Here is an 18,538-nt window from a genome sequence, read left to right on the forward strand (position 1 = left end):
GCTCGTCGGCAGCCGCAATCGCCTGCGCAGTCCTTAGCGCACCCGATCGCGGCTCTTGACCGCCAGATCCAGCGCCTTGTGCATGTCCAGCCGCGCCGAGCGGCCGACGTCCTCGTCGCCCAGCTTGTAGTTGCGCTCCGACGGCAGGATCGGCGCGGTCAGGTCGTCGGCGTCGGTCGGCTCGAAGTCGTAATCGGCGCCGATGGTCATCGCGCTGCGGCGCAGCAGCATGCGCACCTGCTCGGGTTCGAGCTGCGGGTTGATCGACAGCATGGCGGCGCCGATGCCGCTGACCCGCAGGCACCACTGCTGGCGCTCGCGGGCGAGCAGATCGCCGCAGCGCTGCAGGCTCTGGATGCGCAGCGGCTCTTCGGTGGTGGCGAACGGGGCGAGCAGGGCCAGGATCAGCCCCGCGAACAGGGTCGGCTGCATGGGACGGGCCTTCGTGGCGGTTGATCTGCAATTCCGACTGCCTGCGGCGCGCATCGTTCAGGCCGCGCGGCAGCGCCCGAGGTAGCCAGCCGTCAGAGCGCCTCGACTTGCAGTGGGCCATCGCGCAGACTGCGCCGCGGAGGTGACCATGTCCGATGTACTGATCCTGACGCATATCCATTACTGCCCGCCCGCCCACTTGGCGCGGGTGCTGCAGGCGCGCGGCTGCGCCTTCGAGGTGCTGCGCGTCGATCTCGGCGAACTGCAGGGCTACGATCTGCAACGACCGAAGGCGGTCGCGGTGATGGGCGGGCCGATGAGCGTCAACGACCCGCTGCCGTGGATCGCCGACGAGGTCGCGGCGCTGCAGCGTTTCATCGCCCGCGACATTCCTATCATCGGCCATTGCCTGGGCGGCCAGCTGCTGGCCAAGGCCCTTGGCGCCGGCATCAGCCGCATGCCCTATACCGAAGCCGGCTGGCAGGCCATGCAGCGCCGCGGCGCAGCGGCGGGCAGCCCCTGGCTGGCGCATCTGCCCGAGCACTTCAGCATCTTCCAGTGGCACGGCGACACCTTCGCCCTGCCCGCAGGCGCGCAGCCGCTGCTGGGCAGCCGCTGGTGCGACAACCAGGCCTTCGCCTGGGGCGACAAGGTGCTGGCCCTGCAGGGGCACCCGGAGATGACCGAAGAGCTGATCGAGCTCTGGCTCGACGACTGGGCCCACCTGCTCGACGCCAGCCAGCCCAGCCAGCAGAGCATCGCCGAGATGCGCGAGAACCTGGGCGACAGGGTCGGGGCGCTGAACCAGGTGGCCGAGGGCTTCTACGCGCACTGGCTGAAGCTGGCCGGGCTCTGAGTTCGCGTCCATTCGAGGCAAGCGAGGGCAGGGGGGCTCAGCGGACCGCCAGGCGATGTTGCGATCCCGCTGTGGTAGGAGCGAATTGCTTGGTTGACGTGTTGGGCGTTGCTGCTAAAACCCGTAGGGTGGGCTTTAGCCCACCAGCACGGGTCAGCCTGGGCCAAAGCCCGGCCTGCAAGGCCCTAGCCCTGGAGCGCCGTTATTCCGGCTCATCCGCAATCAGCGCCAGCAGATCGGTCACCCCGATATCCACGCCTGCCTGCGACAGCAGCGTGCTGGCCTGGCCGCGGTGATGGGTCTGGTGGTTGAACAGGTGCATCAGCAGCGCGAAGAAGTTCTTGCGCGCTGCGACGCCCTTCATGTTGCGGTAGCTCAGCGGCCGCTCCAGCTGCTCCTCGCGAATCTCCAGCGCCAGCGCTTCGATGCAGGCATCCAGCCGCCGCCGCAGTGCCGCCAGCTCGCGGATATCCGCCGCCAGCGGCTCGTCCAGCCGTGCCGGTTGCGGCAGCGCCGCCAGCGCGTGCAGCGCCTGAAAGCCGGCCGGATGGGCGGCGAAGCGCCGCAGCCAGATCAGATCGGCCGCCGCCAGGTGGTTGAGCGTGCCGAGGATCGAGCCGAAGAACGCCCCGCGCTCGACGCCTATCGCCTCGTCCGGCAACTGGGCGGCGGCCTGGTAGAGCCGCTCGTTCATCCAGGTGTTATAGGCCGCCATCTGGCGGATATGCTCGGTACGTTGCATCTTTGCGCTCCCGTCTGCGCTGTGTTGCTCGGTAGGCGATGGAAAGGGCTCTATAGAGTCAGCTGTCGCATCCCCGCAGGTGCGAATTTATTCGCGAACGCCCTCGATAGATAAGCAGCGCCCAGATCCAGATGGCGAGCTCCAGGGCAAACGACCCATGCAGCACGAAGCTCAGCCACCAGCGGCCGGGACCTTTCCGTCAAGCAACGCGTGCTGGCGAAGCTCGGCGTCGATAAAGGCCGAGATCATGGCGCGATAGACGCTTTCCACTACCGCGGGATCGGCGCCTTGCGCGCATGCCAGTGATCGGACCTTGGCGATTACCTGCTCCACTCGATCGGGGGCTCTCACGTCGTCGGTCGTTTTCTTGAATGCGGCGGCCTGAGCCACAAAAGCTCCACGCTTCGCGAGTAGAGCCACGATTTCTCTGTCCGTTCGATCGATGTTTTCGCGGACTTCGTGCAGTGAGCGGCAGTGAACTTCCATGTGAGGGTGATCCTGATCGGGGGCGTCTGGGTGCGGGGCGGGTTCCAGCCCGTCCCGGTGCATGCGCTCCGCTTGCGCAGGACGGGGGGCGGGCTGTCGGCGCCAACTGTGCTGGCGTCGGATCATACCGGCTCAGGCCACGAAGCGCAGCGTCGCTACCTGCTGCGACCGGCTATGCCTCAGGGCGCTGCCGTCGAGCGGCCTGTGCAAGTCATCGACCGTCGGTTCGCTGGCCTCCTCGCCGACAAGGGCGGCAAACCTCGGCTGTAACGCCTTACAGCTGTAACGGCCTTTACACCGCCCTTGTCGTCGAATGTTGCAATTGCCTTATGAGTCAATGAGTTGGCGAATGGCATCGAGCCTGCACGGGGAGCGGTGGCAGCAGCGGCTGCCGAACTCCGAACAACAACAACAGGCGAGAATCCCATGACCCACACCCACGCTAGCAACGACGCCCTGCCGGGCATGCGCGGCATGCAGCATATCGGCATCACCGTACCGAACCTGGCCGAGGCGGTTGCCTTCTTCGTCGAGGTGCTCGGCTGCGAGCCGTATTTCACCTTCGGCGAGTTCCGCTTCGACGACGACTGGATGGCGCGCCACCTCAACGTGCATCCGCGCGCGGCCATCCGCGATTTCCAGATGCTGCGCTGCGGCAACGGCACCAACCTGGAAATATTCGAATACACGGCGCCGGACCAGAACCGCCGGCTGCCGCGCAACAGCGACGTCGGCGGGCATCACCTGGCGTTCTATGTGGACGACATGGACGCGGCGGTGGACTACCTGAAGTCGCGCGGCGTGCAGGTGCTGGATACCCCCTCGACCTTCAGCGACGGGCCGGCCGAGGGCCTGACCTGGGTGTACTTCCTGGCGCCCTGGGGGCTGCAGCTGGAGCTGGTGAGTTTTCCCCGGGGCATGGCCTACGAGCAGGGGCTGACGCGCCTGCTGTGGGACCCGCGCTGCCCCGAGCGCTGATCCGCCGCTGCAGGCAGGCCGGCCCCGCCGGGGCCGGCTCGGGCCTCAGAGGTCCTGCGCGTTGGGCGGGACTATCCGGTGCAGCTTCATCCAGCGGTACAGGGTTGGGCGCGACATGCCCAACTCGCGCGCCGCCGCGCTGACGTTCCAGCGCTGCCGGCGCAGGCACTCCTCGATCTCCCGGGCGTGGCCGCCGCGCTGCTCCTGCGGCGCCGGCGGGCGTTTGGCCTGCCGCGGATTGACGCTCGGCAGGCATTCCTCGGGCAGGTCGTTGACCGTGATCTCCTCGCTCTCCGCCGTGGCCAGCGCGTACTGCAGGGCGTTGCGCAGCTCGCGGATGTTGCCCGGCCAGGCGTAGCCGAGCAGCGCGCTCATGGCGTCGCCCCTGATCCGTGCCGGGCGCTGACGCTGTTCGCACAGCTCGCCGAAGATGCGCTCGATCAGGTAGTTCTTGTCGGCCCGCTCGCGCAGCGGCGGCAGGCGCAGGATGGCGCCGTTGAGGCGGTAGTAGAGGTCCTCGCGGAAGGCGCCGGCCTCGATCAGCTGGCGCAGGTCGCGGTGGCTGGCGGCGATCACGCGGATATCGACCTTGATCGGCTTGTCGCCGCCCAGCGGCATGACCTCCTGTTCCGCCAGCACGCGCAGCAGCCGGGTCTGCAGGTGCAGCGGCATGTCGCCGATCTCGTCGAGGAACAGGGTGCCGCCGTCGGCCTGCTGGATCAGCCCGCGCATGCCCTTGCTGCGCGCGCCGGTGAAGGTGCCGGGCTGGTAGCCGAACAGTTCGCTCTCGATCAGCGACTCGGGCATCGCCGCGCAGTTGATGGCGACGAAGGGCGCCTTGCGCCGGTTGCCGCTGTCGTGCAGGGCACGGGCGAGGCGTTCCTTGCCGGTGCCGGTCTCGCCGTTGAGCAGCAGGTTCAGCGGTTCGCTGCACAGCCGCTTGGCCCGCGCGAGCATCTTGCGCATGGCCGGGTCGTCCGCGGCCAGCTCGTCCAGCGGGCAGCGCGGCTGGTCCGGGCTCTGGGCTGGCGCGGCGGCGGGCGCCCGGCTGGGCTCCATCAGCGCGGCGAAGAACAGGGCGTTCTGCCGGTGGGTGCGGAAGGCGCGTACCTGGTCGGGGCTGGCGTGGGGGATGCTGAAGATGTCCTCGGCTTCGCAGTCGAACAGCTCGCCGATGCCGATGCGCCTGGCCCGTGGCGAGGGCCGCTCGGGCAGCTCCAGACCGCACTCGGCGAGCAGGGTGCGGGCCGCGGTGTTGGCCGCCAGCAGGCTGCCGTCCTCGGCCAGCGCCAGCAGGTACTGGCGATTGATCAGGACGAACTCGCGGGAGCGGTCGAAGCAGAGGATAGGCGCCCCGCGGTAGCGGCGCAGGAAGTAGGCGTCCTCGATCATCCGCGCGTACTGCTTGACCAGCTGCAGGGCGAACTGCTGCGAGTCCTTCGACGGCGGCGAGTTCAGCGCCGAGATGTCCAGCACCGCCAGCAGTTGCCCCTGCGGATTGAAGATGGGCACCGCGGTGCAGGTCAGGGCGATGTGGTGGGCGCTGAAGTGGTCGTGGTGGTGGCAGGTCAGCGGCTGCCGTTCCTTGATGCAGGTGCCTACCGCGCAGGTGCCGGCGTGATCCTCGCTCCAGTCGGCGCCCAGGTACAGGCCGGTCTTGCGGTGCGCCGCCTCGTCCAGCGGGTCGCCGAGGAACTGCACGGTGATCCCGCGATTGTCGGTGAGCAGGATCACGTAGCCCAGCTCGGCGATGTGCCGATAGAGCTGCTCGACGCCGGCGCGCGCCACGTTGATCAGCTCGTCTGCCTGGTCCTGGTGTTCGCGCAGCACCTGGCGCGGCACGAAGCGCGGCGGTGCCGGCTTGGCCGGGTCCAGGCCGTAGTCCTGAATGCAGCGCTGCCAGGAGCGGGTGATGATGGTCTCGTGCCCGGCCCCCTGGTTGGCGTAGGACAGCACGGTGTCGATATGCAGGCTGGGGGTGGCGATGGTGCTCATGCGGCCTCCGGGCGCCGGGATGGGGCACCGGCGCTGCGTGACGATCTTGTTCTTGTGCGGCGGCAGCGCGCTGGGCGGGCTGGCACGGTTGCAGTCACCTTACGAGTTTAGCGCCGCGCCGTCATCTGCCCTTTGGTCGCGGTCGAACGGCGCTCGCGGCCTTACAACTGTAAGCCTGCGGCCAGCCGGCATGGGCTCGCCGATCGTCCTTCCCTTCGTAGAAAGTCCTTTGCATTCAGATGCTTGCCTGCCTGCGGCGGTGCCTGGCACGCATCCTGCGCCGCGCTGCCGCGGCCCCATCGGGGAACTACAACAAGAAACGAGGACGATCGATGCTGCCTTCAATCCAACGGCGCAAGCCGCTTGCTCCGCTCTCGCTCGACAACCGCACCTGGATCACCGCCTGGAGTCTGGTGCTGCTGATCGGTGGTGCGTCCGCCACGTCGCCCGCCGCCGCGCTGGACCTGGATGCCGGCGATTACGTCGCCGCGCCCGCGGGCACCACCCTGGGCCTGCTCTATCTGCAGGCGGCAGAGCGCGACCGCCTGTACCGCGCCGGCCAGCGCCAGGCGGACTCGCCGGGGCTCGACTCGCAGATCGGCATCCTGCGCCTGGTGCATTACACCGAGCTGGCCGGCTACCGGGTCGCGCCGCAGGTGCTGCTGCCCTTCGGCCGTCTCGACGGGCGGCGGGGGCTGGAGGACACCGGCGGCCTGGCGGACCCGATCCTGGCCATGCCGCTGTGGCTGATCGATGAGCCCGAGCGCGGCCGCTACCTGGGCGTCACGCCCTACCTGTTCCTGCCGCTCGGCGAGTACGACGCCGACGAGCCGCTCAACCTCGGCGAGAACCGCTGGAAGCTGAACCTGCAGCTCGGCTATGTCGAGCCGCTGAGCGAGCGGCTGTCCCTGGACCTGGCCGCCGACGTGATGTTCTACGGCCGCAACAACCAGCATGGCAGCGCCCGCTGGACCCAGCGGCAGAAGCCCAGCTACCAGTACCAGGGCTTCCTGCGCTATCAGCTGACGCAGGCGCTGGACCTGCGCGCCGGGGTTTCCTGGCTCGACGGCGGCGAGAACCGGGTCGACAAGCTGTGGCTGGACGACCGCCAGGAGACCGGCAAGTGGTCGCTGGGGTTCTCCTGGTTCTTCCTGCCCAAGACCCAGATGGCCGCCACCTACGGGCGGGATTTCGCGGTGGAGAACGGCTTTCGCGAGGAACACCGCCTGAACGTCCGCCTGCTGCAGGTGTTCTGAGCGGGGCCGGCACGCCACATCTCAGGGAAGGGGCCTTCGGGCCCCTTTTTCGTTGGCGCGGCTTACGGCTGTAAACCCGCGGACGGATGCTTACAGCTGTAAAGCCCTCGGGCTTTACAGGAAAAGGCCTGCCGTAGAAATAAAAGACTTTTAAATCAGTTAGTTATGAATTTTTACGGCGTTGGCACGCCGACTGCTCCATGGCTATCGAGGGGGCCGAAAGGCGCCCGGACCAATAACAACAACAGCGGTCACGCCCGTTCCCGTCTCGCGGGCGTGCCGGCCAAAGCCTGGAGCTCTGCCATGCATGACTCTTCCCCGCGCACCGGCTCGCTGAGCCGCCGACGCTTCCTCAACCTGTCGGGGCAGTCCGCGCTGCTGATCGGCGCCGCCGCCGTCGGCGGCCAGCTGATCCCCGTCACCGCCATCGCCGACGACCTGCTGCCGCAGCTGCCGGCCGGTCTGCTGCGCATGGGCCGCGACATCTATCCGCATGACCGTCTCGGCGACGCGCCCTATGCCAAGGCGCTGCTCGAACTGCTGAACAAGCAGCCGCAGCTGGTCCGCGACGGCCTGCAGGCCCTCCAGGCCAGCGCGCGCAGCCGCCACGCCCGGCCGTTCGAGGAGATCGCCAGCGAGGACGACCGTGTCGCCCTGCTGCGCGAGATCGAGACCACGGCGTTCTTCCGCGAGACCCGCAGCGCGCTGATGTTCGGCCTCTACGACAACAAGACGCTGTTCCCGCTGTTCGGCTACGAGGGCTCGTCGGTGGAGAAGGGCGGCTACCTCGCCCGCGGCTTCAACGACCTCGACTGGCTCTGAACACCCGGCGCCATCCATTCCAACAATGAGGGTTAACCCCATGGCAGCGAAATTCTCCCAGGACGACAGCGACGTGGTCGTCATCATCGGCTCGGGCGCCGGCGGCGGCACGCTGGCCCATGCCCTGGCCAAGCAAGGCATCCGCAGCGTGGTGCTGGAGGCGGGCAAGCGTTACGAGATGGCCGACCTCGAGAACGACGAGTGGGCCATGTTCAACAAGATCTCCTGGCTCGACAAACGCATCGCCAGCGGCGGCTGGGACGTGGCGCGCAACCACCCGAACCTGCCGGCCTGGATCGTCAAGGCGGTGGGCGGCAGCTCGGTGCACTGGGCCGGCGTGGCCCTGCGCTTTCGCGACTTCGAGTTCCGCATGCGCAGCGAGAACGGCGACATCAAGGGCGCCAACCTGCTCGACTGGCCGCTCAGCTACGAGGAGCTGGAGCCCTGGTACGTCAAGGCCGAGCAGCATATGGGGGTGACCGGGCCGAGCACCGGCATGCCCTATCACCAGTGGCACAACTCGTTCAAGGTGCTGGCTGCCGGCGCCCAGCGCATCGGCTACCAGGAGATCCAGTCCGGGCCGATGGCGATCAACACCCAGCCCTACGACGGTCGGCCCGGCTGCATGCAGATCGGCTTCTGCATGCAGGGCTGCCGTATCGGCGCCAAGTGGTCGACCCTCTACACCGACATTCCCCGCGCCGAGGCCACCGGCCACTGCGAGGTGCGCCCGCAGAGCATGGCCCTGCGCATCGAGCACGATGCCCGCGGGCGGGTCACCGGGGTGGTCTACGCCGACGCCGAGGGCCGCCAGCAGCGGCAGAAGGCCCGGGTGGTGTGCGTGGCCGGCAACTCCATCGAGTCGCCGCGCCTGCTGCTCAACTCCGAGTCCTCGCTGTTCAGGGACGGCCTGGCCAACTCCTCCGGCCAGGTCGGGCGCAACTACATGACCCACACCACCGCCGGCATCTACGCGGTGCTGCCCAAGCCGGTGCACATGTACCGCGGCACCACCTGTGCCGGGATCATCTCCGACGAGTCCTACAACGACACCTCGCGCGGCTTCGTCGGCGGCTACCGGCTGGAGATCCTCTCCCTCGGCCTGCCGTTCATGTCCGCCTTCCTCGACCCGACGCCGCAGGGCTGGGGCCGCGCCTTCGCCTCGCGCATGGAGCGCTACGACCACATGTCCGGGGTCTGGCTGTGCGGCGAGGACCTGCCCATGGAGAGCAACCGCATCACCCTGCACGGCAGCGAGAAGGACCAGTACGGCCTGCCGATTCCGGTGGTGCACAAGGACGACCACCCCTTCGACAACGCCATGCGCGACCACGGCGTGGAGCAGACCCGCAAGTGCTACGAGGCGGTCGGCGCCACCGAGGTGATCCGCCTGCCGTCCTACCCGGCCAGCCACAACATGGGCACCAACCGCATGAGCGCCAAGGCCGCCGACGGCGTGGTGAACAAGTGGGGGCAGAGCCACGACATCCCCAATCTGTTCATCTCCGATGGCAGCCAGTTCACCACCAGCGGCGGGCAGAACCCGACCCTGACCATAGTCGCCCTGGCCCTGCGCCAGGCCGAACACATTGGCACGCTGCTCAGCCAGCGCGCCCTCTGAGGAGCCGATCCCATGACTACACCCAGCAATGCCCAGCGCCTCTGGATGTTCGAGCAGATGCTCGTCAGCCGTTACCTGGAGGAGTCCATCGAACGCATCTACATGGAGGGCAAGACGCCGGTCTTCAACATGGCCAACGGTCCGATTCCCGGCGAGATGCACCTTTCCAACGGCCAGGAGCCCTGCGCGGTCGGCGTCTGCGCCCATCTCGGCGCCGAGGACATCGTCACCGCCACCCACCGCCCGCACCATATCGCCGTGGCCAAGGGGGTGGACCTCGACGAGATGGTCGCCGAGATCTTCGGCAAGGCCACCGGCCTGTCCGGCGGCCGCGGCGGCCATATGCACCTGTTCGATGCACGGGTGAACTTCTCCTGCTCCGGGATCATCGCCCAGGGTATGGGCCCGGCGGTCGGTGCGGCGCTGTCGCGCCAGCTGCAGGGCAAGTCCGGTGTGGCGGTGGCCTTCCTCGGCGAAGGCGCGGCGAACCAGGGCGCCTTCCACGAGACCCTCAACCTGGCCGCGCTGTGGAAGCTGCCGGTGGTGTTCGTGATCGAGGACAACGCCTGGGGCATCTCGGTGGCCAAGGCCGCCTCGACCGCCATCGAGCGCAACTACCTGCGCGCCGCCGCCTACGGCATGCCCGGCGTGTTCGTGCCGGGCAACGACGCCGACGCGATCTTCGCCGCCGCCGCTGAAGCCATCGGCCGTGCCCGCGCCGGCGAGGGGCCGAGCCTGATCGAGATCGAGACCCACCGCCTAGCCGGTCACTTCATGGGGGACGGCGAGACCTACCGCCCGGCCGGCGAGAAGGAGGCGCTGCTGGCCAAGGACCCGATACCGGCCTACCGCCAGCGCCTGCTGACGCTGGGCGTGGCCGACGAGCCGACCCTGGCTGGCCTGGAGGAAGTCGCCCGCGGCCGGGTCGACGCCGCGGTGCAGTTTGCCCGCGACAGTGCCTACCCGGCGCCGGAAGAGGCCCTGGAAAAGGTGTTCGTGTGATGAGCCGCAGCGAGGAGAAGAACATGAGCCAATCCCTGACCATGCAGGCCGCCGTCTGGCACGGCCGCCGCGATATCCGCCTGGAACAAGTGGCGCTGCCGCCGCAGCCGGCTGCCGGCTGGGTGCAGATCCGCGTGCACTGGTGCGGCATCTGCGGCTCCGACCTGCACGAATACCTGGCCGGGCCGGTGTTCATACCCAGCGACGCGCCGCATCCGCTGACCGGCATCCAGGGGCAGTGCATCCTCGGCCACGAGTTCTGCGGCGAGATCGCCGCCCTGGGCGAGGGCGTCGAGGGGTTCGCCATCGGCCAGCGCGTCGCCGCCGATGCCTGCCAGCATTGCGGCAGCTGCGCCTTCTGCCGCCAGGGCCAGTACAACCTGTGCGAGAACCTGGCCTTCACCGGACTGATGAACAACGGCGCCTTCGCCGAACTGGTCAACGTGCCGGCCAATCTGCTGTACCCCCTGCCGGACGGTTTCCCCAGCGAGGCCGGCGCGCTGATCGAGCCGCTGGCGGTGGGCATGCACGCGGTGAAGAAGGCCGGCAGCCTGCTCGGCCAGACCGTGGTGGTGGTCGGCGCCGGCACCATCGGCCTGTGCACCATCATGTGCGCCCGGGCCGCGGGCGCCGCGCGGATCATCGCCCTGGAAATGTCCACGGCGCGCAAGGCCAAGGCGCTGGAAGTGGGCGCCACAGCGGTGATCGACCCCAGCCAGGGCGATGCCCAGGCCGCCGTGCGCGAGCTGACCGAAGGCCTCGGCGCGGCGGTTTCCTTCGAGTGCATCGGCCACAAGAACACCGCCAAGCTGGCCATCGACCTGATCCGCAAGGGCGGGCGCTGCGTGATGGTCGGCATCTTCGAGGAGGCCAGCGAGTTCAACTTCTTCGACATCGTCGCCACCGAGAAGCAGGTGATCGGTGCGCTGGCCTACAACGGCGAGTTCGCCGACGTCATCGCCCTGATCGCCGACGGCCGCCTGGACGTCACGCCGCTGATCACCGGGCGCATCGAGCTCGAACACATCCTCGAGCGGGGCTTCGAGGAACTGGTGAACAACAAGGATCAGAACGTGAAGATCATCGTCAGGCCTGCCGCCTCGACCCTGAGCTGCGCCTGAGCCATCGACGAGGAGTACAGAGATGTCCGCAGTGATCAAAGAACGCAAACTCACCATCGCCCGCGCCATGGCCGAGGCGGTGGCCCAGGAAATGCGCCTCGACCCCCGGGTGTTCGTGATGGGCGAGGATATCGGCCAGCTCGGCGGGGTATTCGGCAATACCCGCGGCCTGCATGAGGAGTTCGGCGGCGCGCGAGTGCGCGACACGCCGATCTCCGAGACCGCCTTTATCGGCGCCGCCGTCGGCGCGGCCTCCGACGGCATGCGACCGATCGTCGAGCTGATGTTCGTCGACTTCTTCGGCGTGTGCATGGACGCCATCTACAACCTGATGGCGAAGAACACCTACTTCTCCGGCGGCAAGGTCGGCGTGCCCATGGTGCTGATGGCCTCCACCGGCGCCGGCTACTCCGACGCCGGCCAGCATTCGCAGTGCCTGTACGGCACCTTCGCCCACCTGCCGGGGATGAAGGTGGTGGTGCCGAGCAACGCCTACGACGCCAAGGGCCTGATGACCGCGGCGATTCGCGACGACAATCCGGTGGTCTACCTGTTCCACAAGGCGCTGCAGGGCATGGGCTGGCTCGGCACCGAGAAGGGCGCCACGGTGGCGGTGCCGGAAGCGCCGTACCTGGTGGAGATCGGCAAGGCCAGGACGGTGCGCGAGGGCACGGACGTGAGCATCGTCAGCCTCGGCGCCGGCGTGCATCACGCCCTGCGCGCGGCGCAGCAGCTGGCGCAGCAGGGTGTCAGCGCCGAGGTCGTCGACCTGCGCAGCCTGGTGCCGCTGGACCGCGAGCACGTCATCGCCTCGGTGCGCAAGACCGGGCGGTTGATCGTGGTCGACGAGGACTACCACAGCTTCGGGGTCAGCGGCGAGATCATCGCCAGCGTGGTCGAGCACGACGTCGGCATGCTCAAGGCCAGCCCGCAGCGGGTCGCCTTCCCGGATATCCCGATTCCCTTCACCCCGCCCATGGAGCAGTGGGCGCTGCCATCCGCCGCGAAGATCGTCGCGGCCTACCACCAGTTCAAGCACGAGGAGTAAACGCATGTCCAAGCCAATTCTGATTCCCCACGACCTCTGGGAAGGCGATGCCGAGGCGGTGATCACCGCCTGGCTGGTCGGCGATGGCGCCGAAGTCGGCCAGGGCGACCTGGTGGCCGAGATCATGTCGGAGAAGGCCCAGTTCGAGATCGAGGCGCCGGCTGCCGGCGTGCTGAAGATCCTCGAAGATGAAGACGCCGTGGTCGCCAAGGGCGCGACCATCGGCGCGGTGGAGTGAGCCCATGGGCCAGATGCACACGCCGGCCGCGGCCGGCACCCGGACTCTGCCGCTCAAGGGCATGCGCAAGATGATCGCGGCGAAGATGAGCGAGAGCCTGCAGACCGCCGCGCAGCTCACCCACCACGCCGAGTGCGAGCTGAGCGCCCTGCAGGCGCGGCGCGCGCAGCTGAAGGCGGCGGGCAGCCAGGTGTCGCTGCAGGATCTGCTGCTGCTGACGATCGTCCGCACCCTCCAGGATCACCCGGCGCTCAACGCCACCCTGGAGGACAACCTGATCACCCAGCATGGCCCGGTGCACCTGGGCCTGGCGATCCCGTTGCCCGGCGATCTGCTGGTGGCGCCTGCGCTGTTCGATGCCGAGCAGCTCGATGCCGAGGCCCTGGCGCTGGCGCGTCGGGCCCTGGTGGACAAGGCGCTGGCCGGCAAGCTTTCGGTCAGGGAGCTGACCGGCGCGACGGTGACGGTGACCAACCTGGGGCTGTCGCGGGTGCGCTTCTTCACCCCCATCCTCAACGTGCCGCAGGTTGCCATCATCGGCCTCGGCGGGGTGCAGCGGCGCCTGCAGCGCGGCGCCGACGGCAGCCTGCTGGAGCGCGACTTCATGGGGCTGTCGCTGACCTTCGACCACCGCGCGGTGAACGGCGCGCCCGCCGCGGATTTCCTCGACGATCTGTGCCGGCGCATCGAGCAGGGCGAGCCGTCATGAAAGGGATCTGGCGGGTCAGCGTCGAGGCCGGGCTGGAGGCCGAGCGCCAGCTGCTGGCGCGGGTGCAGGCCGGAGAAGAGGAGTGGGGGCTGCTGCTCTGGCGCCCCAGCGACTCGGCCCTGGTGATGCCGCGCCGGCTCAGCCGGCTGCCGGGCTTCACCGCGGCGGCTATCGGCTGCGCCGCCGCGGGCTGGCCTATCGCCCTGCGCGACACCGGCGGCGAGCCGGTGCCGCAATCGCCGGCGGTGCTCAACGTGGCCCTGGCCTATGTGGTGCCGACGCAGGAGGACGAACGCGCGCGCATCGAGACCGCCTACCTGCGCCTGTGCGAGCCGATCCGCCAGTGGCTGCGCGGCTGCGGCCTGCTGCCGGGCCTCGGCGAGGTGGCCGGGGCATTCTGCGACGGGCGCTTCAACGTCACCCTGGCGCGGCGCAAGCTGGTGGGCACGGCCCAGCGCTGGCGCCGGCGCAGCCTGGACGGCCGTCTGGTGGTGCTGGTGCATGGCGCCATGCTCATCGACGATGAGCGCGCGGCCATGGTCGAGGCGGTCAATCGCTTCTACCAGGCCTGCGGCCAGCCGCAACGTTGCCGGGCGGCCAGCCATGTCGCGCTGGAGGAGTGGCTGAGCGGGCCATGGGAGGACGTGCAAGACCTCGCCCACTGGTTCGAGGCGCCCTGGGCGCTAGGCCGTGGAGTGTTGGAGGCCTGTCGTGCCGGGCAGGCGCCGGCTTATTGAAAATCCCGGCTGCGCACGTCGAGCCCGGTTAGCAGCGGAGTCAGGTCGACCAGGCGCCCGGCGATCACGTGGCGCACGCCGTCGGCGCTTTCCAGGTGGCCGTCGACGCGCAGCAGGCGTGACTGCAGCAGCACCCGGCGCTGGCGCTCGGCCAGGTCATGCCAGACCACCACGTTGATCATGCCGAACTCGTCTTCCAGGGTGACGAAGATCACCCCGCTGGCGGTTTGCGGGCGCTGGCGGCCGATCACCAGGCCGGCGACGCTGACCGGGCGGCCGTGCTCGACTGCGCCCAGCTCGCGCGAGCTGCGGCAGCGTTTGGCCCTCAGGCGTTCACGCAGCAGCGTCAGCGGATGCGGGCCGAGAGTGGTGCCGAGGGTGGCGTAGTCCGTCAGCAGGTCTTCGCCGACCGTGGGTTGCGGCAGCGCCACGGGCGCTTCGCGGCTCGCCGGCTGGTCGGCGAACAGCGGCAGCTGCGGCTGGACCCCGGCCACCGCCCAGCGCGCGCGGTAACGGTCGCCGGCCAGGCCGTGCAGGGCGCCGGCGTCGGCCAGGCATTCGCGGGCGCGGCCATCCAGGGCGGCGCGCCGGCACAGGTCGACCACATCAGTGAAGGGCGCCGCCTGCCGCGCCGCCTCGATGCGCAGGGCATCCTCCTCGCGAAAACCGCGCAGCAGGCGCAGCCCCAGGCGGATTGCCGGCTGCTCGCTGCCGCTTGGCTCCAGGCTGCAGTCCCAGGCGCTGTGGCGCACGTCCGCCGGGCGCACTTCGATGCCGTGGCGGCGGGCGTCCTGCAGCACCTGGTCGGGGCTGTAGAAACCCATCGGCCAGCTGTTGACCAGGGCGCAGGCGTAGGCGGCCGGCTCGTGGCATTTCAGCCAGCAGCTGGCGTAGGTGAGCAGGGCGAAGCTGGCGGCGTGGGATTCGGGGAAGCCGTAGCTGCCGAAGCCCTCGATCTGGCGGAAGATGCGCGCGGTGTATTCGGCCGTGTAGCCTTTTTCCAGCATGCGCGAGGTCAGCCGCTGGCGATGCGGCTCCAGCCCGCCGTGGCGCTTCCAGGCGGCCATCGAGCGGCGCAGTTCGTCGGCCTCGCCGGGGCTGTAGTCGGCGGCGACCATGGCCAGCTCCATCACCTGTTCCTGGAACAGCGGCACGCCGAGGGTGCGCTCGAACACCGGGCGCAATTCGTCTGAAGGATATTCCACCGGCTCCTCTTTATTACGCCGGCGCAGGTAGGGATGCACCATATCGCCCTGGATCGGCCCGGGGCGGACGATGGCCACCTGGATCACCAGGTCGTAGAAGGTCTTTGGGCGCAGGCGCGGTAGCATGGCCATCTGCGCCCGCGACTCGATCTGGAATACGCCGACGGTATCGGCGCGGCTGATCATGGCGTAGGTCGGCGCATCCTCCTGCGGCAGGCTGGCCAGGGTCCAGCGCGTGCCGCGGTAGCGTTCGATCAGGGCGAAGCAGCGGCGCAGCGCGCTGAGCATGCCGAGGGCGAGGATATCGACCTTGAGCAGACCGACCAGGTCGAGGTCGTCTTTATCCCACTGGATCACGGTGCGCTCGGCCATGCTGGCGTTCTCCACCGGCACCAGGGTCTGCAGCGGCTGCTCGGAGATGACGAAGCCGCCCGGGTGCTGCGACAGGTGGCGGGGAAAGCCGATCAGCTCGCCGCTCAGGGTCAGGATGCGGTGCAGCGACGGGCTGTCCGGGTCGAAGCCGGCCTCGCGCAGGCGTTCGGCGTCCGGTATGCGGTTGCTCCAGCGTCCGCAGCAATCGGCCAGGGCGCCGACCTGATCGGGCGGCAGGCCGAGCGCCTTGGCCACGTCACGCAGCGCGCCGGCGCCGTGGTAGGTGCTGGCCACCGCGGTCAGCGCCGCGCGCTGGCGGCCATAGCGGCGAAACACGTACTGGATGACTTCCTCGCGGCGCTCGTGCTCGAAGTCGACGTCGATATCCGGCGGCTCGTTGCGCTCGCGCGAGAGAAAGCGTTCGAACAGCAGTCGGCTGCCCGAGTTGTCCGGGTTCAGTTCGGTGATGCCGAGGGCGAAGCACACGGTCGAGTTGGCCGCCGAGCCGCGACCCTGGCAGAGGATCTGCTGCTCGCGGGCCCAGCTGACGATGTCGTGCACGGTAAGAAAGTAGCTTTCGTATTCCAGTTCGACGATCAGCTGCAGTTCGTGCTCGACCTGCGCCCGCACCTTGGCGCTGGCGCCGTCGGGCCAGCGCCAGCGCAGGCCTTCTTCGACCCGATGACGCAGCCAGGAGGCGGCATTGTGGCCGGCCGGCACCAGTTCGTGCGGGTACTGATATTTCAGCTGGTCGAGCTCGAAGCGGCAGCGCTCGGCCACCCGTAGCGTCTCGTCGAGCAATTCCTGCGGATACAGCTCGGCCAGCTCCTCGCGGCGGCGCAGGTGGCGCTCGCCATTGGGAAACAGCCAGGCGCCGGCCTCGGCCACCGGCAGGTGCTGACGGATGGCGGTCATGCAGTCTTGCAGCGCGCGGCGGCCGCGGGCGTGCATGTGCACGTCGCCGCAGGCCAGCGCGGGTATGTCCAGGCGCGCGGCCAGTGCCTGCAGCTGACGCAGGCGGGCGGCATCGTCGGCGCCGCGGTGCAGTTCGATGCCCAGCCACAGGCGGTCGGCGAAGCGTTGGCGCAGCCAGCTAGCGTCGCCATCGTTCGCCTGCGGCTCGGCTAGCCAGATCGCCAGCAGGCCGTCCAGCGGCGTGTCGAAGTCCTCGCGCAGCAGACGGTAGCGGCCTTTCTCGGCGCGGCGCCGGGCGGCGGTGATCAGCCGGCACAGCGCCTGGTAACCGGCCAGGTCTTCGGCCAGCAGCACCAGCCTGGGGCCGCCTTCGATGGGCATCTCGCTACCGACGATCAGCGCCAGGCCGGTCTCCCTGGCCGCCTGCCAGGCGCGCACGATGCCGGCGAGCGTGCATTCGTCGGTGATCGCCAGGGCCCGGTAGCCGAGGCGCGCGGCGCGCTCGAACAGCTCGCGGGCGCTGGAGGCGCCGCGTTGAAAGCTGAAATTGGACAGGCAGTGCAGCTCGGCGTAGTCGGGCGTCATGCGAACCAGCCATGCAGCTGCAGCGGCCCGGCGTTGCCGAGCGGACGGAAGGCCCAGGCGCGCTGGCCGCAGCGGGTTTGCACCAGGTAGTAGTCGCGGCGCAGGTCGCCGCCGTCCCACCAGCCCGATTCGATGCGCTCGGGGCCGGCGAGGATCAGCAGGCCGACGTTATCGAGCGGCTGCGGCTCGCCCAGCAGCCAGGCGGGGCGCGGCCCGACGCTGGGCAGCGGCGGCGTGCTCCTGGCGCTTTCGGCTTGCCAGCTCATCTCCGGGCGATAATCGGCGCGGGCGCCGAGGCCCTGTACCGCCGCGTCGCCGAGGCGGGCGCGCAGGCGTTCGCGCAACTGCTCCCAGGGCAGCGACTGCTGCGGCCGCTCGTCGAACAGTTGCCGATGCTGCGGGGCGAAGGCCGGCAGCTCGCAGGCCTCCAGGCGCAGCGCCAGCACCGGTGCCGGCAATTGCAGCTGCTCCAGGCGGCCGCGGGTCAGCTCCAGCAGCATGGCCGGATCGCGCTCGGCGCTGAGCAGGCCCACCACCAGCTGGCTGGCCGGGCGATTGCGGTGTTCCAAGTGCAGGGTGAAGCGCTGCACGCCGCTGTCGCGCCCGGCCAGGTAGGCGGCCAGATCGGCGGTCAGGCGGCGCAGCGGAAACAGCAGCGCCTGGTGCGACTCGACCTCGAAGTTGAGCTCGATGCGTGCATCGAAGCGATCCGGCGGGCGGTAGAACTCCAGGGCCAGCGCCCGTTCGCCGAGCAGGCTGTCGAGGTGGCGCAGCAGCTCGGCCGGAAAGCGCCGCGCCAGGCCGTCGCGTGGCAGAGCGAGCAACTGCTGCAGGCTGCGCAGGCCCATGCGGGCGAGGGCGGAGGCGGTCTCGCGGGGCAGGCCGATGCGCTCGATCGGCAGGCGCTCGAGCGCCGCGCGCAGCTCGGCCGCGTCGCCGATCGCCAGGCCGTCGTGGACGTTGGCCAGCATGCGCGCGGCGACCGGGTTGGGCGCGAGGGTGATGCGCTGCTGGAAACCCAGCTCGTCCAGCTCCCGGCGCAGGCGCGCCTCGAAACGCGGCCAGGGGCCGAACAGGCCGAGGCTGGAACCCACCTCCAGCAGCAGGCAGCGCGGGTAGTGCAGGCTGACCTGGGCGCTGAAACCATAGGCCCAGGCGGCGAGGAACTGCTGCCAGCGTTCGATGGCGGCGAGGTCGTAGTCGGCGCTGGCGAAGCCGCGGGTCAGTGCCTGCGCCGCGCTGAGCAACTGCCCGGGCTTGAGGCCCAGCGCCCGCGCCGCCGGGTTGACCGCCTGCAGCACGCGCCGCTGCGGCGGGCCGCCGAGCAGCACCAGCGGCTCGGTCGGTTCGGCACGCTGGCGCATGACGCCATCGAGCGCCAGCTGCGGCAGCAGGATGCAGGCCCAGAGCATGTTCAT

Annotated in this window: 16 protein-coding genes and 1 pseudogene; 11 read left to right on the top strand and 6 right to left on the bottom strand. The window is 69.3% G+C overall.

Annotation, left to right across the window (positions count from 1 at the left end; translation table 11 throughout):
• Nucleotides 1-33: 33 nt before the first annotated feature.
• Nucleotides 34-294: pseudogene (locus tag ACUTAF_RS06660) on the bottom strand (peptidase S8 and S53 subtilisin kexin sedolisin); the annotation flags it as partial.
• Between the two features lie 286 nt (nt 295-580).
• Here ACUTAF_RS06660 and ACUTAF_RS06665 point away from each other — a divergent pair.
• Nucleotides 581-1,288, top strand: a complete 708-nt coding sequence (locus ACUTAF_RS06665; RefSeq protein WP_445579234.1) for a type 1 glutamine amidotransferase — start codon at nt 581-583, stop codon at nt 1,286-1,288.
• Between the two features lie 202 nt (nt 1,289-1,490).
• Here the strand turns inward: ACUTAF_RS06665 and ACUTAF_RS06670 are convergent, their stop codons facing one another.
• A complete protein-coding gene (locus tag ACUTAF_RS06670) occupies nt 1,491-2,030 on the bottom strand; it encodes a DinB family protein (RefSeq protein WP_445579235.1) in 540 nt (179 codons plus the stop codon).
• Between the two features lie 171 nt (nt 2,031-2,201).
• Nucleotides 2,202-2,516 carry a chorismate mutase gene (locus ACUTAF_RS06675; protein ID WP_445579236.1) on the bottom strand — a complete coding sequence of 105 codons (315 nt, stop codon included), beginning with the start codon at nt 2,514-2,516 and terminating at the stop codon, nt 2,202-2,204.
• Between the two features lie 426 nt (nt 2,517-2,942).
• Here ACUTAF_RS06675 and ACUTAF_RS06680 point away from each other — a divergent pair, with 426 nt between their 5' ends.
• Nucleotides 2,943-3,494 (top strand): VOC family protein, encoded by a 552-nt coding sequence (locus ACUTAF_RS06680; protein WP_445579237.1) that lies wholly within the window; start codon nt 2,943-2,945, stop codon nt 3,492-3,494.
• 45 nt (nt 3,495-3,539) lie between these two features.
• On the opposite strand, the gene ACUTAF_RS06685 is transcribed toward ACUTAF_RS06680, so the two are convergent.
• A complete protein-coding gene (locus tag ACUTAF_RS06685) occupies nt 3,540-5,489 on the bottom strand; it encodes a sigma-54-dependent Fis family transcriptional regulator (protein WP_445579238.1) in 1,950 nt (649 codons plus the stop codon).
• Between the two features lie 332 nt (nt 5,490-5,821).
• Here ACUTAF_RS06685 and ACUTAF_RS06690 point away from each other — a divergent pair, with 332 nt between their 5' ends.
• The 9 genes from ACUTAF_RS06690 to ACUTAF_RS06730 all read left to right on the top strand — a co-directional run bounded on the left by ACUTAF_RS06690 (nt 5,822) and on the right by ACUTAF_RS06730 (nt 14,043).
• A complete protein-coding gene (locus tag ACUTAF_RS06690) occupies nt 5,822-6,745 on the top strand; it encodes a transporter (protein ID WP_445579239.1) in 924 nt (307 codons plus the stop codon).
• A 303-nt stretch (nt 6,746-7,048) separates the two neighbouring features.
• Nucleotides 7,049-7,567, top strand: a complete 519-nt coding sequence (locus ACUTAF_RS06695; RefSeq protein WP_445579240.1) for a gluconate 2-dehydrogenase subunit 3 family protein — start codon at nt 7,049-7,051, stop codon at nt 7,565-7,567.
• Nucleotides 7,568-7,607: 40 nt separating this feature from the next.
• A complete protein-coding gene (locus ACUTAF_RS06700; RefSeq protein ID WP_445579241.1) occupies nt 7,608-9,188 on the top strand; it encodes a GMC family oxidoreductase in 1,581 nt (526 codons plus the stop codon).
• Between the two features lie 12 nt (nt 9,189-9,200).
• A complete protein-coding gene (locus ACUTAF_RS06705) occupies nt 9,201-10,190 on the top strand; it encodes a thiamine pyrophosphate-dependent dehydrogenase E1 component subunit alpha (RefSeq protein WP_445579242.1) in 990 nt (329 codons plus the stop codon).
• Between the two features lie 41 nt (nt 10,191-10,231).
• Nucleotides 10,232-11,311, top strand: coding sequence for a 2,3-butanediol dehydrogenase (locus ACUTAF_RS06710; protein ID WP_445582412.1), 1,080 nt, complete (start codon nt 10,232-10,234; stop codon nt 11,309-11,311).
• A 22-nt stretch (nt 11,312-11,333) separates the two neighbouring features.
• Nucleotides 11,334-12,359, top strand: a complete 1,026-nt coding sequence (locus tag ACUTAF_RS06715) for an alpha-ketoacid dehydrogenase subunit beta (protein ID WP_445579243.1) — start codon at nt 11,334-11,336, stop codon at nt 12,357-12,359.
• Nucleotides 12,360-12,363: 4 nt separating this feature from the next.
• Entirely contained in the window at nt 12,364-12,597 is a 234-nt protein-coding gene (locus ACUTAF_RS06720) for a biotin/lipoyl-containing protein (protein ID WP_445579244.1), read from the top strand.
• A gap of 4 nt (nt 12,598-12,601) precedes the next feature.
• Nucleotides 12,602-13,306 carry a 2-oxo acid dehydrogenase subunit E2 gene (locus ACUTAF_RS06725; protein WP_445579245.1) on the top strand — a complete coding sequence of 235 codons (705 nt, stop codon included), beginning with the start codon at nt 12,602-12,604 and terminating at the stop codon, nt 13,304-13,306.
• A complete protein-coding gene (locus ACUTAF_RS06730; protein ID WP_445579246.1) occupies nt 13,303-14,043 on the top strand; it encodes a lipoate--protein ligase family protein in 741 nt (246 codons plus the stop codon). Before ACUTAF_RS06725 ends, ACUTAF_RS06730 begins: the two co-directional genes overlap by 4 nt.
• Here the strand turns inward: ACUTAF_RS06730 and ACUTAF_RS06735 are convergent.
• Both ACUTAF_RS06735 and ACUTAF_RS06740 read right to left on the bottom strand, forming a co-directional pair.
• On the bottom strand, nt 14,037-17,120 hold the full coding sequence (locus ACUTAF_RS06735; protein ID WP_445579247.1) for an error-prone DNA polymerase: 3,084 nt from the start codon (nt 17,118-17,120) through the stop codon (nt 14,037-14,039). The genes ACUTAF_RS06730 and ACUTAF_RS06735 overlap by 7 nt on opposite strands.
• On the bottom strand, nt 17,117-18,532 hold the full coding sequence (locus ACUTAF_RS06740) for a Y-family DNA polymerase (RefSeq protein WP_445582413.1): 1,416 nt from the start codon (nt 18,530-18,532) through the stop codon (nt 17,117-17,119). The genes ACUTAF_RS06735 and ACUTAF_RS06740 overlap by 4 nt, the downstream gene beginning before the upstream one ends.
• Between the last annotated feature and the right edge of the window lie 6 nt (nt 18,533-18,538).

The sequence above is a fragment of the Pseudomonas sp. SP16.1 genome, from assembly GCF_052682975.1.